14 protein-coding genes are annotated in these 14,903 nt (G+C 63.3%); 3 read left to right on the top strand and 11 right to left on the bottom strand.

Annotated features, from left to right (window positions below; genetic code table 11):
• Positions 1-7: 7 nt before the first annotated feature.
• Genes EPJ54_RS01300 through glmU form a run of 3 tightly spaced genes read right to left on the bottom strand, consistent with a single transcriptional unit; the run spans position 8 to position 3,089 of the window.
• Entirely contained in the window at positions 8-1,036 is a 1,029-nt protein-coding gene (locus EPJ54_RS01300; protein ID WP_135209866.1) for an NADP-dependent oxidoreductase, read from the bottom strand.
• The gene (gene rpiA, locus EPJ54_RS01295; RefSeq protein WP_135209865.1) at positions 1,036-1,740 is read right to left on the bottom strand and encodes a ribose-5-phosphate isomerase RpiA; all 705 of its coding nucleotides are present in this window, start codon (positions 1,738-1,740) and stop codon (positions 1,036-1,038) included. Before rpiA ends, EPJ54_RS01300 begins: the two co-directional genes overlap by 1 nt.
• The gene (gene glmU, locus EPJ54_RS01290) at positions 1,737-3,089 is read right to left on the bottom strand and encodes a bifunctional UDP-N-acetylglucosamine diphosphorylase/glucosamine-1-phosphate N-acetyltransferase GlmU (protein WP_135209864.1); all 1,353 of its coding nucleotides are present in this window, start codon (positions 3,087-3,089) and stop codon (positions 1,737-1,739) included. Before glmU ends, rpiA begins: the two co-directional genes overlap by 4 nt.
• 66 nt (positions 3,090-3,155) lie before the next feature.
• Here glmU and gph point away from each other — a divergent pair, with 66 nt between their 5' ends.
• Complete coding sequence (gene gph, locus EPJ54_RS01285) at positions 3,156-3,848, top strand: phosphoglycolate phosphatase (RefSeq protein ID WP_135209863.1); 693 nt, start codon at positions 3,156-3,158, stop codon at positions 3,846-3,848.
• A gap of 21 nt (positions 3,849-3,869) precedes the next feature.
• On the opposite strand, the gene EPJ54_RS01280 is transcribed toward gph, so the two are convergent.
• Positions 3,870-4,112 carry a phosphoglycolate phosphatase gene (locus EPJ54_RS01280; RefSeq protein WP_135209862.1) on the bottom strand — a complete coding sequence of 81 codons (243 nt, stop codon included), beginning with the start codon at positions 4,110-4,112 and terminating at the stop codon, positions 3,870-3,872.
• Between the two features lie 363 nt (positions 4,113-4,475).
• Positions 4,476-4,979: a TetR/AcrR family transcriptional regulator gene (locus EPJ54_RS01275; RefSeq protein ID WP_239590706.1), complete on the bottom strand. Its 504-nt coding sequence runs from the start codon at positions 4,977-4,979 to the stop codon at positions 4,476-4,478.
• Positions 4,980-5,180: 201 nt separating this feature from the next.
• Between EPJ54_RS01275 and EPJ54_RS01270 the strand changes: the two genes are divergently transcribed.
• Complete coding sequence (locus EPJ54_RS01270) at positions 5,181-6,503, top strand: oxygenase MpaB family protein (RefSeq protein WP_135209861.1); 1,323 nt, start codon at positions 5,181-5,183, stop codon at positions 6,501-6,503.
• Here EPJ54_RS01270 and EPJ54_RS01265 read toward each other — a convergent pair.
• Positions 6,500-7,345 (bottom strand): metal-dependent hydrolase, encoded by an 846-nt coding sequence (locus EPJ54_RS01265; RefSeq protein WP_135209860.1) that lies wholly within the window; start codon positions 7,343-7,345, stop codon positions 6,500-6,502. The two genes, EPJ54_RS01270 and EPJ54_RS01265, sit on opposite strands and share 4 nt — an antisense overlap.
• Before the next feature lie 99 nt (positions 7,346-7,444).
• Between EPJ54_RS01265 and EPJ54_RS01260 the strand changes: the two genes are divergently transcribed.
• Positions 7,445-8,011: a TetR family transcriptional regulator gene (locus EPJ54_RS01260; protein ID WP_239590705.1), complete on the top strand. Its 567-nt coding sequence runs from the start codon at positions 7,445-7,447 to the stop codon at positions 8,009-8,011.
• Here the strand turns inward: EPJ54_RS01260 and EPJ54_RS01255 are convergent.
• The 5 genes from EPJ54_RS01255 to EPJ54_RS01235 all read right to left on the bottom strand — a co-directional run bounded on the left by EPJ54_RS01255 (position 8,008) and on the right by EPJ54_RS01235 (position 14,857).
• On the bottom strand, positions 8,008-9,474 hold the full coding sequence (locus tag EPJ54_RS01255) for a flavin-containing monooxygenase (RefSeq protein WP_135209858.1): 1,467 nt from the start codon (positions 9,472-9,474) through the stop codon (positions 8,008-8,010). The genes EPJ54_RS01260 and EPJ54_RS01255 overlap by 4 nt on opposite strands.
• A 98-nt stretch (positions 9,475-9,572) precedes the next feature.
• On the bottom strand, positions 9,573-10,202 hold the full coding sequence (locus EPJ54_RS01250) for a TetR/AcrR family transcriptional regulator (RefSeq protein WP_420823028.1): 630 nt from the start codon (positions 10,200-10,202) through the stop codon (positions 9,573-9,575).
• A gap of 103 nt (positions 10,203-10,305) precedes the next feature.
• Positions 10,306-11,895 (bottom strand): AMP-binding protein, encoded by a 1,590-nt coding sequence (locus EPJ54_RS01245; protein WP_135211156.1) that lies wholly within the window; start codon positions 11,893-11,895, stop codon positions 10,306-10,308.
• Complete coding sequence (locus tag EPJ54_RS01240) at positions 11,892-13,532, bottom strand: carboxylesterase/lipase family protein (RefSeq protein ID WP_135211155.1); 1,641 nt, start codon at positions 13,530-13,532, stop codon at positions 11,892-11,894. Before EPJ54_RS01240 ends, EPJ54_RS01245 begins: the two co-directional genes overlap by 4 nt.
• Positions 13,532-14,857, bottom strand: coding sequence for a spinster family MFS transporter (locus EPJ54_RS01235; RefSeq protein ID WP_135209856.1), 1,326 nt, complete (start codon positions 14,855-14,857; stop codon positions 13,532-13,534). Before EPJ54_RS01235 ends, EPJ54_RS01240 begins: the two co-directional genes overlap by 1 nt.
• Positions 14,858-14,903: the final 46 nt, after the last annotated feature.

Below are 14,903 nucleotides of genomic sequence, written 5' to 3'. Positions count from 1 at the left end.
CTGCTCCCTAACGTGGTTCTTCGCCCACTTGAATAATGCGCCGGCCGAACGCCGAACCTTGGAAAAGATCGATGAATGCACCCGGCGCTACTTTGAGGCCTTGGTATTTGTGCTCGCGCACCTTGACGGCGCCCGCTTCAATCATGCCGCACAATTCTTCCTGCGCCGCCGGAAACGCGCGCAGATCATCGAACACGACGAGGCCTTCCATGCGGAGGCGGCTGGCGATGAAATAGCGCGTATTGTGCAGCGCCGGCGCTTGATCGTAGGGCGTGTTGTAGTCCGCAGTCTGCCCCGACACGACGACACGCCCACCCATGCGCATCAGCGGCAGCACCGCATCAATCATCGCGTTGCCGACATTGTCGAACAGGATGTCGTGGCCGTCAGGTGACGCGGCGCGGAGCGCTGCGCCAAGATCGCTCACGGCTTTGTAGTCGACCACGTCGTCAAACCCGGCTTCGCGCAGCCACGCCGCTTTATCCGCGCCTGATGCGACACCAACGACGCGCGTGGCGCCGGACGCTTTCGCGATCTGCCCAGCTGTTGCGCCAACCGGCCCAGCGGCTGACGTCACCAGCACACGATCGCCCGGCTTGATCGCAGCGACCCGCTTCAAGCCGAACCACGCCGTCATGCCCGGCACGCCGAGCACGCCGATCCAATAGGAGAGCGGCACGCGGCGGTGCGGAATCTTCTGAATGTAGCCGCGACCGGGGAAGAGCACATGCTCGGCCCAGCCGCCGCCAAGCGCCACGACCTCGCCCGGCGCAAATTTCTCATTGGCGCTTTCGATCACTTCACCGACGCAGAAACCGTCGATCGTGTCCCCCGCGCGCAGCGGCGGCGCGTAGCTCGGGCCATCGGAGAGGCGCGCGCGTGTGCCGGGATCGGCGGAGCAATAGATCGTGCGCGTCAGCACTTGTCCGGGCGCAAGCGTGTCCGGCAGGTCCGCGCTTTCCAGCCGGAAAGTCTCGGCCGTCGGCAATCCGCGCGCGGGCGCGGCCAGAACAATACGTCGCGTACTGCGCGCCATCAGAGCTCCTTCACCTCTGCACCTTTGGCTTTGCCGAGGATAACGACATGCGCGAGGCCAATGAAAATACCGTGCTCGACCACGCCGGCGATCTGCTGAAGCGCTGCGGCGAGCACGTTGGCGTCGGGGATGCGCTTGGCGTGCGCGTCGATGATGTAATTGCCGCCATCCGTGATCACCGGCTCGTTGGCCTTGCCGGAAACGCGGAGCGCGACTTCAACGCCCTCGCAGCCCGTTGCTTGCAGCGCTTCCTTGATACGCTGCGCTGTCAGCGCAAAGCCGAAGCGGGTGACTTCCACGGGCAGCGGAAATGCCCCAAGCGTTTCGACCCATTTGCTCGCGTCGGCGATCACTACCACGCGCTTGGACGCCGCCGCCACGATCTTCTCGCGAAGCAACGCCCCGCCGCCGCCCTTGACCAAGCGGAATTGCGGATCGATTTCATCGGCGCCGTCCACATCGACATCGATCGAGGTGACTTGACTGATCTCCAGCAGCGGCACGCCCACCTGCTCAGCCAGATTGCGCGTCGCTTCCGACGTCGGCACGCCCTTTACGCGCAAGCCCTGGCGCACCTTGTCGCCCAGCAACCGCACGAAATGCGCTGACGTCGAGCCGGTGCCGAGACCGACCACCATGCCGTCCTTGATGTACGCAAGCGCCGCTTGTGCAGCGTTGAATTTGGCGAGGTCTGAATCGCTCATTTCACATCCTTCGCCTTCTGCTTCTTCGCGCGGTTCTTATCGGCCCAGCCGTCGATATTCACTTGCCGGGCGCGGCCAACGCCAAGCGCGCCGTCGGGAACGTCCTTGGTGATGACGCTGCCCGTGCCGGTATAGGCGCCTTTGCCGATGGTGACGGGCGCGACGAGGGCCGTGTCCGAGCCGATGAAGGCGCCTTCGCCGATCGTGGTGCGATATTTGTCGAAGCCGTCGTAATTGCAGGTGATCGCGCCGCAGCCGAGATTGGCGCGCGCGCCAACGTCGGCGTCGCCCACGTACGTGAGATGGCTCGCCTGCGCTTTCGGGCCAAACGTGGAATTCTTGATCTCTACGAAGTTGCCGATCTTCACCTGAGCGCCGAGCTTTGTGCCGGGGCGCAAGCGGGCGGACGGGCCAATCTGTGCGCCCTCACCGATATCCGCGCCTTCGATGTGGCAGAACGCTTTGATGCGCGCGCCTTTGCCGATTTTAACGCCCGCGCCGAAATAGACGTTCGGCTCAATCACCACGTCGTTCGCGATCTCGGTGTCGTGGCTGAAGAACACACTGTTCGGATCAATCATCGTCACGCCGGATTCCATCGCAGCGCGACGGCGGCGACGCTGGAACGCGGCTTCCGCCTCCGCGAGCTCGACGCGTGAGTTGACGCCGAGCACTTCGGCTTCCTCGCCCTCGACGATGTGCGTGAAGAAGCCGGCGGAGCGGCCGAGTCCAACCACATCAGTTAGATAGTATTCGCCCTTGGCGTTTTCGTTCTTCACCATCGAGAGCAATTGGAAGAGCGCCTTGGCGTCCGCGCAGAGCACGCCGGAATTGCAGAGCGTAATGGCGCGCTCCTCCGGCGTTGCGTCTTTTTCTTCGACGATGCGCTGCAAGCGGCCTTCGGAGTCGGTGATAAGACGACCGTAGCCGAACGGGTTCGGCGCGGTGAAGCCCAACACGGCCATGCCGCCCTTCGCTTCGCGCAGCGCAAACATCGCCGCCAGGCTTTCCGATTTCACCAAAGGCGCATCGGCATAGAGCACGACAACATCGCCGTCGAAGCCGGCGAGCGCTTGTTCGGCCGCGCGCACGGCGTGCGCGGTGCCAAGCGGCGGATCCTGTGTCGCAACGGCACCTTCACCGACGAGCTTGGCCGCGTGCTCGCGCACTTGCGGCGAGTGCACGCCGGTGACGACAATCACCCGCTCCGCGCCCAAGCCTCGAGCCGACGCAATCGCCCAATCCAGCATTGGCCGCCCGCCGACCTGATGCAGCACTTTGGGCAAGTCGGACTTCATCCGCGTGCCCTGGCCCGCCGCCAAAATCACCGCCGCCCGCGCTCGGCTCATCTGCTTTTACCCAATTGCTCGAATCCAGTGGGGGTTTTAGCCCGAACACTCAGTTTGGGGCCATCCATGACCATCGGCGAATTGGCCGACGCCACCATTGTTTTCGACCTGGACGGCACGCTGGTGGACAGCGCGCCGGATTTGGTGCGCGCGCTCAACGCCACGTTGGACCTCGAAGGGCTGCCGCATACGAAACTGGAGAACGTTCGCCGGATGGTGGGCCGCGGCGCACGGGCGATGATCGAACGCGCGGCGGAATTCCACGGCGTGACTTTTGGGCCGGAGCGGCTCGATCAGCTCTGGGCCGCGTTCATCGAGATTTACCGCGCCGACATCGCAACGGATTCGCGGCCCTATCCCGGTATCCTCGAGGCGCTCGGTCAGCTCGCCAATATGGGCGCGAAGCTCTCCGTCTGCACGAACAAGCGCACCGAGCTCTCGAACCAGCTGCTCGACGCGCTCGATCTCAGCAAATGGTTTTCAGCCGTCATCGGTGCGGATGCGGTCACCGATAAGAAGCCGCATCCAGAGCATTATCGCGCCGCCGTTGAGCGTGCGGGCGGCACGGTGCGGCGATCAGTGATGATCGGCGATACGTCCATAGACGTCGGCGCGGCGCGCGCAGCTGGCGCGCCGGTCATCATCGTGAGTTTTGGATATTGCGACGCCGACGCCGATAAACTCGGCGCCGACGTCGTCTTAGATCGATATTCAGAACTTACGCCGGCCTGCCGCCGCCTTTTGGCGGCGCGCCCCTGAATCACAGCAGGCTCGCGGCGCTTACGCGGCGCCCACCAAGCCGCGACGGCTAGGGGACGAGCGATCGTCGTCATTGTCCGCGCGCTTCGTGGGGAAGCCATTGACCATGTCGCTACGCACGTCTGTGCGCGCTGAGCGCATGGCCGCAACAAAACCCGCGTCGACGAGCTTCACTTCGACGTTGAAGCCGCGCTCACGCCAATATTCCTCGATCCGCTGTTTGATGCGCCGCGCGCCGTCAACATTGCAGAAATCGTGATCCATTCCGCTTCTACCTCAGAGTCTCTGTGGGTCCGGATGCTCGGTCCGGGCCTTCTTTCGCGCGAATAACCGCTCCGCGCCTTGCGTCAGCCCCACTAACGCGCCGCCTTCAGAGCCCAGCTTCTCCATCAAGCGAGGCGCCGATATGGCGAGGTCGCGGCGGCCTCGCAATCGACTTCGCGTCTTCATCACGTCTTCCTGAACGATGTGTCGCGCCGGGCCTGGGTCAAGGGCGGCGTTTCGATGGCGGTGGATTGGGGAAATCGAAGCGTAATCAATGCCTGCTTGGTGTGGCCTAAAACACGCGAAATAGGCCGAGCTTGCAGGATTTGGGTCGAGCTATGCGCGCGCGGGAGGCGTCGGAACTCAGCGCCGCGCGGCAACCAATGCGCCGATGTAGCTCTCCATCAGCCGGACCAGTTCATCTTCCAAGCGTGCGGGATCGAGACCGAGTTCCGGTTCCGCGGCCGCGGCGCGCAAAAGCGCGATCGGCGCGTGCGTCAGCACGAACGCGGATTCCGGTGTCAGTTCGACTTGCAGCCGCGCTCGACCTGCGATTGCAGCGAGAAACGCCTCATGGTGTTGCGCGAGCACGCTATCGCCACCGCGCAGGAACATGGCGTCGAGCAAAGTTTGTCGCGTGGCGGGGGAACCTTCGAAGCCGTTCATCAGCGCCTGCACGATGGGGCGGACACTGCTGACGTCCGGCTTGCGGATGATGGTCTCAGCGATCGCGTCGCGCACGGCGCCGGCGCGCCGCTGGGCAAGGGCCGCCAGGATGTCCTGCTTGCTGGCGAAATATTGGTAGAGCGTGCCGATGCTGACGCCGGCGCGGGCGGCAACGTGATTGGTCGTCAGCTTTCTCGACACCGTCGGCTTCCAGAAGTTGAAAGGCCGCGTCGAGAATGGCGTTGAGGGTGCCCTCAGCCCGCCTCTGGCGAGGTGTTCTACGTGATTTCTCAGACACTTACGGGCCTCCTCCGCGCGCGCTCGACGCGCTAGGCAAAGCGAGTAGCCCAAATGTGAGCTTTACTTACATTGTAAGCGGGCGAGCGAATGTAAGGAAGCGTCATGAATTCGATCGAGCAGGTCCGGGCCAAAGTGGCGTCGCAGAAGACCCAGCTGCCCGCGATTTACGGCGGCATCGATTTCGACCGCGACCCTGAGCGCTTCACGCACGATCCGAAGGCGGCCGTCGTGCAGGATCGCACGCCGAATGGCGTCGCCGTAACTGAAGAAGACCTGGAGCGTGTCCGCGCTTACACGATGCTCGGCGACGTCGTCGCTGACGCGTACGCGATGCTGATGCCGAAATACGGTTTCCGCAAACTGATCTCGATGTTGCAGGAGGCGTGCGACCACGGTGTCGAGCATGTCGCCGATGCGCCGCCGGAGCTGGTCGCGCTGATCCGCGCCATGGAGCAAACACCGGCCTGGGTCGATATGGATCTGGTGCGCGAGGGCGCACGGCTTGAGCGCAACGCGACCGCCCACTTGGCGCCCTACGCCGTGCGCGGCGCCTTCATCGCGACCTTCCTCAACAAATATTCGGCGCTGCCGATGGCCCTCACAGGCACGCTCAGCAACGAGAGTGCTGCGCGCCGCGTGAACGAGACGGCGACCTTCTTTGCGACGACGACGTTGCCCGGCGCGCTGGAGCGCCACGGCGAGGGCTTCAAGGCCGCGGCGATGGTGCGGCTGATGCACTCGATGGTGCGCTTCAACGCCATCCGTTCGGGCCGTTGGGATGCGAAAGTCTATGGCGTGCCGATCCCGCAAGTGGATCAAATGCCGGCCGGGCTAATCCCTGTATTTCTGATGGCGTTCAAAATGATCAAGGAAGGCCGGCGCACCTTCAACGCAGAAGAACGCGCGCGTGTCGAGGTCAGCCGCTATCGCTGCTTCTTGCTGGGGCTACCGGAAGATCTGCTCGCCGACACGCCAGAGGGCGTCGTGCGTATGATGACGGCGCGCAATTCAACGCTGCGGCGCGGCTATGATGATTCAACTTGCGGCGAACTCGTGCGCGCCACGCTCTCCGCCTATCTGCCGCCGGACAAATCATTCGCGAACCGGCTGCATAACTCGATCGAACGCAGCTTCGCGAAAACCTTCTTCCTCAAGGAATTCCTGAAAGGCGACCGCAAGATCGCCGAACAAATGGGCGTCGAAATCACGCCGCGCGATCAGGCGATTTTCGTACTCGGCGCGCTCGGCATCACGACGCGCATGACCGCGTATAAGCTGGCCGATCAAGTGCCCGGCTTGCGCGATGTGGCAGACAAAGTGTTGGTGAAGCGGGTACGTGGCCTGCTGAAGCGCTACGGCCACGCGGAATTCACATCCGACGCGTCAAAGTACAAGCCAACGCACGGCGTCGCCGAAGCGGCCTAAGCCGCGACGGGCGACGCGTCGAATTCGGCTTTCCAATCGGCGACGAGCGCGCGCGTGTCCTGATCCCACGGATGGAAGCCAGGGCGATACCAAGCCAGATACGTCTTCCAGCCGCGACTGAAGATGCCCGGCTTCTTCCAGACGAAATTCTTCACCGCCTTCAGTGCAGCGTCGGGCGCATAGCCGTCGGCTTCCAGCAGGCGCGCAGCGTAACGGCTGATATTGCGCGTGAAGAAGAAGGTGATGATCGCCATGGAGATGGTGCGGCGGAAATAGCGCTGCAGCGGCGACCAATGCTTGGTCACCTCCATGAACACGTCGTAGGCGACCGCCTTGTGCTCGGTCTCTTCCATGGCGTGCCAGCGCCACATGCGTTCGATGCCGGGCTCGACCTCTTCGAACAAATCCTGATGCAGCGCGTGCATCTCGGCCATCATCGCCGTGAAGTGCTCGAGCGCGATGGTCGCGATCAGCATGCGCATCGGCCCGCGCGAGCGCGAGAACGCGATGCGCTCCTGAATTTCCGCCTCGATTTCGTGGACCGGATACTTATTGCGATCGATCAACTGATTGAGGGTGTGGTGCTCGCGCGAATGGATCGCCTCTTGGGCGATGAAGCCGCGCACGTCGTCGAAAAGCTTTCCGCTGAGCTGGCCGCGATAATTCTTCACCGCATCCATGAAGAGGCGCTCGCCATCCGGAAAGGTCAGCGAGAGCGCGTTGAACACAGCAGTGCCGACCGGATCGCCGCCGAGCCAATGGCCTTGCTCTGCCGCATCGACGTCAAAGCGAATATCGCGCGGCGCTATGGTGACGGTTTCGGGTGTGCGCTTGTCGGTCATGGCGAGCTTCCCTAGCCTTTGGCTCTTGATTTGCTCTGCGCTCACAAATCGGCTTTACTGATAAAAATGTCAATAACAGAAACTGGTAAGGTTCCTCGGGTGCGCCGGTCTCCCGAGGCCGCGCGCGAGAACATCCTCGCCGCCGCCGAGCGCCTCCTCGTGGCGCAAGGCCCGCAGGCGCTGAAACTCGCGGACGTCGCCGCCGAAGCCGGCGTCGCCAACGCGTCCGTGCTCCACCATTTCGGCTCGATCGACGAAGTGCAGACCGCACTGATGGAGCGGATGGTGGCGGAGCTCGTCGCCCGCATCCTGGCGATCAGCGAAGTCAGCGCCGAGCCCTCTCCCGCTGGCGCGCAAGCACTCTTCGACGCGTTCGAAGCGCCCGGCGTGGCGCGCTTGGCCGCGTGGCTGGAAATGACCGGCGAAGCTAAACGCATGACGATGGTGCGCAGCGCCGTGCAGAAGGTCGTGGTCCGATTGTCCGAGCGCGCCGACATGGCGCCAGCGGAGGCCGAAGACCTGATCATGGCGAGCGTCGTGCTGGCCATGGGCGTTGGCCTGTTCGGCCGCGCTTTCTCCAAGCTGATGGGCAAGCCGGCCGGGCACACCCGCGCCTTGGCGATGGCTATGCTGGCCGAGCACGCCGCCAAGCGCGCCGCGGACTAGGCGTAGCTGAATTCCGCGCTGTCGAGATCGATGGCGGGAATCTCATCCTTTTCGCGCCAATAATCCTGCGTGTGCTGCCATTCGTGTTTGGCGCCGCGCTTGGGCAGAAGGTGCATGCTGCGCATCAGGTAGCCCGGGTTGAAATTCTCCGGATCGATCCACGGCGCCGTCGCCATGCCTGCGTCACCCGCAGGGATCACGGGCTCGACGCGGCGCACGCCCTTCTCATCCATGTGCTTCAACAATCGGCAAACGAAATCGCCAAGCAGATCGACGCGCAACGTCCAGCTGGCGCGGAAATAGCCGAACACCCAGACCATATTGGGCACGCCCGTAAACATCATGCCGCGATAGGTGACCGTGTCGGCAAAGTTCACCGCCGCGCCATCGACGCTGAAAGGGATGTCGCCGAGGACGCTGAGATTGAACCCTGTCGCTGTCACGATGACATCGGCGTTCAACGCCTTGCCGCTCTTCAGCAGCACGCCGCTCTCGGTGAAGCGGTCAATCTCATCCGTCACCATCGAGGCTTTTCCAGCGGCGATGCCTTGGAAGAGATCGCCATCCGGCACGAAGGCGATGCGCTGCCGCCACGGCCGGTAATGCGGCGTGAAGTGCGTCATATCGTAATCAGGACCAAGGAAGGCACGCACGCCCGTCAGCAATTCTTCCTTCAGCGCTTCCGGCTCCCCAAGGGCGCGGCGCGTGAATTGATCCTGATCGAACAATATCTTCTTGCGCGCGATCTCGTGGATCCAATGCTCGTCCACATCAATCTGACGCAACATGTCCACGAGTTCATTGATGTTGCGCCCGGGGATGAAATAGGTCGGCGAGCGCTGCAGCACGGTGACGTGCTTGCAGTGCGGCGCGATGGCCGGAACGACGGTCGCGGTCGTGGCGCCCGAGCCGATCACCAGAACCTCTTTGCCGGAGAGGTCCGCATCTTTGGGCCAGGTCTGCGGATGGATGATCTGGCCTTTGTAGTCCTTCAATCCTGGCCAATCCGGCGTGTAGCCTTCGGCGTGGCGATAATAGCCCTGGCACATCCAGAGGAAGTTGCAGGTGAAGACGCGGCGCTCGCCGGTATCCGTGCGGTCAACCTCCAGAGTCCAAAGATTGGTTTTACGTGAGAACACGGCTGAGACGATCTTGTGCTGATAGCGAATGTGCGGCGCGAGATCGTTCTCTTCGATCACCTCGCCCATGTAGGTGAGTATCTCGTCGGCCGTCGCGATCGGCGCGCCCAGCCATGGCTTGAAGCGATAGCCAAAGGTGTAGAGGTCGCTATCGGAGCGCACACCCGGATAGGTGTGCATCAGCCATGTGCCGCCGAAGCTCTCCAAGGCTTCGAGCACGACAAAGCTCTTGTCCGGACATTGATGCTGCAGGTGATACGCCGCACCCACGCCTGAAATCCCGGCGCCGACGATCAGAACGTCAAAATGCTCGTGATGACCCATAACGCGATCCCTGCCGCAACGACAGCGAACCCAAAGCGTTCGCACATCATTGCACCAACCAGATCGCGCCGCCGTCCTTGCGCGAGATCAATTGCGGATCAGCGACGATCCGATTTGCGCTGGTCGCAAATCTCAAGAAAACCCGCGGCCATGAAGCTGGCCATGCGGTCCTTGATGGCGGCGAAATCGTCGGATTTGCAGAGGCCGCCGGAGAGGCGGTCGATGCGGCCAGTGCGGGCGAGCGTGAGCATCAGCGCGCCAGTGACGAAATGGTAGCCCCAGAAAATGTCGGCTTCCGCGCAATTGGGCAGCGCTTTCTTGAGCAAGCCAAGCAAGCGTAGCACGACTGGGTCGAAGTGCTGATCCATCAGCTCAGCGCCTTCCGGGGTGTTTGACACTTGCGCGCCGAAGGCGCCGTAATTTTTCCAGCCCTCGCCGCCTTGGCTGTAGAGGTCGAGGTCGGTGTCGAGGAACGCGCGCAAGGCGCCTTCGACTGTGGGCTTGCCCTTTGAGGCTTTGTCGTACGCATCGAGCGCTTCGAGGCGGCGCGTGCTCGTGATCTCGGCGCGGCGCGCAAAGACAGCGTCAAACAGCGTCTTCTTGTCCTCGAAATAATAGTTCACCAGCGTGTGGTGCGCGCCGACGCGGTGCGCGACGTCCTTCAACGTCACACCGTGCAAGCCATGCTTGGAGAAGAGATACTCGGCCGCGTCGAGGATCTGCTCCATCTTCTCTTCGCGCTGTTGCACTTTCGTCGGCGGCCGGCGCGACTTGGCCGCGGCCTTCTTGGCTCGCGCTTTCGGCGCCGCGGCGCGTGTGCTCGTCTTAGGTCTAGGCGCCGCCATACTCAGCTCTCAAACGCATCTTGTCGATTTTGCCGGTGGAGGCCAACGGCATGCGCGGCAAACGTATCACCGCATCCGGAATCCACCACGGCGCCACCTTGCCGCGCAATGGGGCAAGCAATTGGTCATCGCTGATTTCGTCAGCGTCGCGCGTTTGCACCAAAAGAATGGGCCGCTCGCCCCATTTGGGGTCAGTTCTGCCGATCACCGCCGCAAGGGAAACTTCCGGCAACGCGCTCACATGCGATTCGATCTCCACCGGATTGATCCATTCGCCACCCGATTTGATCAGATCCTTGGCGCGACCGGTGATGGTGAGATTGCCGCCAGCGTCGATCTTGGCGAGATCGCCCGTTGCGAACCAACCATTCGCATCGGTCGCGCTTTTTCCCTCACCGAAATAGCGCTCAACAATGGCTGCACCCCGCACGCGCAAATGGCCTTCGACGTTGCGCTGCTCCGCGAGCGGCTCGCCGTCCGCGTCCGTGAGCACCATGTCGACGCCGATCGCTGGCCGCCCCGAGACGCTCGCTGTGCGCGCGGGATCGTGGGGCGGCGCAAACGTGCCGCCGGGCGAAAGCTCGGTCATACCCCACGAGGTTTGCACTGTGACGCCGAGACGCTTCTCGATGCGCTGCATAAGCGCCGGCGCCAAAGGCGCACCGCCGACCACAACACGCTGCAAAGTCGGCGTTTCACCGCCATGCGCTTCGAGATGCTCGACCAGCCCCAACCACACCGTCGCGATGCCGACACCGATCGTAACGGCTTCGCTGTTGATGAGTTTCGCCAGATGCGCGCCATCAGTTTGGCGCCCAGGCAGAACGAGCTTGGCGCCGACAGCGGGCACGGCGAACGGCAAGCCCCATGCGTTGGCGTGGAACATCGGCACGACGGCGAGCACGCTGTCGGTCGCGCGCAGCGCCAGGACGTCGGCTTGTAGGACGCGCAGCGTGTGCAAGAAGCTCGAACGATGCGTGTAGGTGACGCCCTTAGGCGCGCCCGTGGTGCCTGAGGTGAAGCAGAGCCCGGACGGCGCGGTCTCGTCAAACTCGCCCCAGAGCACATCGCCGCGCGCGCTGGCGATGAGCGCTTCGAGCGCGGAGACGATCGGTGCTGCGCCCTGCTCTTCGCCACGGCCGTCGCCATCGATCAGCAGGATACGCTCAAGGTTGGGTGCGTGCTCGGCGATGCTGCGCGCGAGGAGCAGCAGATCAGCGCTCGCGATCAATACGCGCGCCTGCGATTGCACCAGCATGTCGCCCAATTGCGCCGCGGTGAGCCGGAGATTGAGCGTGTGGCAGACCGCGCCCATGCCCATGATCGCGTACCAAGCTTCGACGTGCGCTTGAGTATTCCATGCGAGTGTCGCCACGCGCTCCCCGCGGCGCACACCTAGACTGCGCAACACCGAAGACACCTGTAACGCACGCGCCTTCATATCCGCGTAGCCGATGCGATCCATCGCGCCAGCCTCACGGCCGGTGACGACCTCCGCTTTCGGATGCCATTTCGCGGCGTGCTCCAGGAATTTATCGAGCGTCAGCGGAAACGACTGCATTGCGCCGTCGATCATCTGCATTGCGCACTCTCGGGCGGCAGCGGTGGCGAGAGTATGCCGACGTTCCAATTCCACGCGATCCCGCCTTGCGCGCGACGGCGGCAGACGACGGCCTCGTTCAGCTCATACATACCGGGCATCACGTTCACGCTTGGCGTAGGCGCTTCGTCGAACGACATATAGTGCTGCTCGGCGCCGTAGGCTTGCCATTGCGACGCGCCCTCCGCGCTCGGCGCACCGTCCCGCGCAAAACTCGCCCAATAGCTCATCATCGCATCCGAGAGCGCCATCTCCTCGGCCGTCTCCGGCGCACGCGGCCAACGAGGGGGCGTGCGATCCATCGAGCCGAAGACGTAGGGAATTTCGGCAGCATGAAAGGCGTGCAGGCCGAGTTCGTCCGCGGCGGGATAGCCGTGGTTGAATAGATAGAGGAAAGACGGGTGGCCTTGTGCGGTTTGCTTTGCGACAAGCCGCTCCGCCGTCCAGCCATAGAGCGCGTCGCGGGGCGTCAGCAGCATGGTCTCGGCGAGATTGGTCGATGGATAGAGACGCAGGAATTCTTCGGCGAGATCGCCGTAGCGTGTGCGGATTTCGGCTTCATACGTTGCCGCATCGGCCGGTGGCGGCGGCGCGAGGAAACGTAGCGAACGGATTTCGCCTTCATTGAAACCGGCGAGGATCGGCACGGGCGCTTGTTCGCCGCGATCGAATGTATCGACCAGCTGGCGCGGCACAACGCGACCGTCCACGGTCAAGAACGGGAAATAGCCGGAGCGACCTGCCGCTTCGACCAGGGCGGACGCCTCCATCGCACGCATCGAGGCGATGTCGCTGCCACCCACTTGGCCGGTGAGCCAAAGGCCAATGCCTTCTGCTGGAATGTCGCCGAAGCGCGAGCCACGCAACTCCGGCGCGGAGATCATGTAGGCGCTCTGCGCGATGGCCTTGGAGAACAGCCCGCGCGCATCGGGCGCGGCCATCAGATACATGACGCTCAGCGCGCCCGCGGACTCACCCGCGATCGTCACGTTCGACGTATCGCCGCCAAACGCGCCGATGTTTCGGTTGATCCAGCGCAGCGCCGCGATCTGGTCAAGCAGGCCGTAATTGCCGGAGACGCCGCCGTTTTCGAAACTGAGTTCGGGGTGCGCCAAATAACCGAGGATGCCGAGGCGATAATTGATCGACACGACGATCACGCCATGACGCGCCGCCATGCGCGCGCCGTCGTATATTTCTTCGCTGCCGGCGCCCGTCATCAACGAGCCGCCGTGAATCCAGACCAGCACGGGCGCGTTGTGCGCGTTCGCCGGCGCCCAGACATTGAGGAAGAGGCAATCCTCGCTCATGGCTGCATGCGTATTGTGATAGATGCTGCCGCCGCGCGATGGCGGCTGCACGCACGCAGCGCCGAATTGGGTGGCGTCACGCTCACCGCGCCAACGGCGCATTTGCGCCGGCGCGCGCCAGCGCAGGTTTCCGATCGGCGCCCGCGCGTACGGCACGCCTTTGAAGGCGTTGACGCCGTCGGCAAGCGCCGCGCCACGCAAGCGCCCCGCCGGCGTGTCAATGACGGGCGCGGTTTGCGCAAGGCTTGGCGCGGCGGTGCAGAGCGCTGCGATTAGGACGAAGAGCCGGATGATCATCTTCATCACGCAGCCCTCGTCTTCGCTTCGCGCTTAATCGCCGCGGCCAGCCAGAAGAAGAGCGCGATGGCCAGCAGGTAGAACGGCGCCAAAGTGTAGAACGCCATCTGCAAGGAATTGTCCGGATGCGTGGGGCGGAAATAATCGCTGACGGCGCCGAGATAGGTTGGACCCAGGCCGAGGCCGATCAAATTCATCACCAGCAACAGTAGCGCGCCCGAAAGCACACGCTGATCCGGGCGAACCTCTTCCTGCACAAGCGTCACCGCCGGCGAGAGATAGAAATAATTGAGCCCGGTCGGCAACGCGAGGAAGAGCAGCGCGAGCGGCCAGCTCGGCGCCCAGACGAAACCCACGAACAGCGGTAGCGCCAGCGCTAAGCCAATCGTCGGAATATACGCAAACGCGGTCTTGGCGCGCGGCGCGAAATGATCAATCAAGCGCCCGGACACATACATGCCGGCGCTGACGAAGATCGCGATCAGCAGCGCGTAATAGACCGCCACCTCATTCAACGTCATGCCCTTCTCACGCATCAGGAAGAGCGTGGTGAAATTGAGCACGGCGTAGGTGACGAATTGGGTCGCGCCGCACGCGAGCGCAACACGCAGAAGCACCGGATGCTTGAAGAACATCGCGAACGTGGCCCAGAAGCTGGACTTCTCCGCCGGCGCTTTGTTGATGGGCGCCGCCGCTGGCGCATCGAGCCCGCCGCGCTTCGGTTCGCGCACGAACACCCACACGATCAACGCCGTAGCGACGCCAATTATGCCGACCACGATAAAGGCGGAGCGCCATGAATACGCGGCGGCGATCGACGCGCCAAACGCGATGCCCAACGCCTGCCCGATCGGCGGGCCGAGATTGAACAAACTCAGCGCCGTGCCGCGCGAGCCGGATGGGAAATAATCCGAGATGATGGCGTAGGACGGCGGCACACCGCCCGCCTCGCCAACGCCCACCGCCATGCGCGCCGCCGCGAGCTGCGGGTAGTTCGCCGCCAAGCCACACGCCGCCGTCGCCGCACTCCAAAGCCCGCACGCGAACGCGAGCACCTTGGTGCGATTGGTGCGATCGGCGAGCCATCCCACCGGGATCGCCAGCACGCAATAGAACACGGCAAAATAGAGCCCGCTGATGAGGCCGAGTTGCGTATCAGTGACGCCCAATTCGTCTTGAATCGGTTTGGCTAGGATCGACAGCAATTGCCGATCCAGAAAGTTCAGCACGTAAACGAACGTGAGAATAACGAGCGCCGACCAAGCCCGCGCGCCCGGCCGCGCGGATAACGCGGCCGGGTTCACATTCAACGTGTCTTGGCCAACGCTCATGCGAAGCTCCCCTCGCATGAGCAAACGCTGATTGCGCGCGTTTGGC

The organism is Vitreimonas flagellata (assembly GCF_004634425.1).
In the GTDB taxonomy this organism is placed as follows: Bacteria; Pseudomonadota; Alphaproteobacteria; order Caulobacterales; family Aquidulcibacteraceae; genus Vitreimonas; species Vitreimonas flagellata.
The sequence above is the reverse complement of the archived record's forward strand: the minus strand, read 5'-3'. Positions and strand labels throughout refer to the sequence as shown.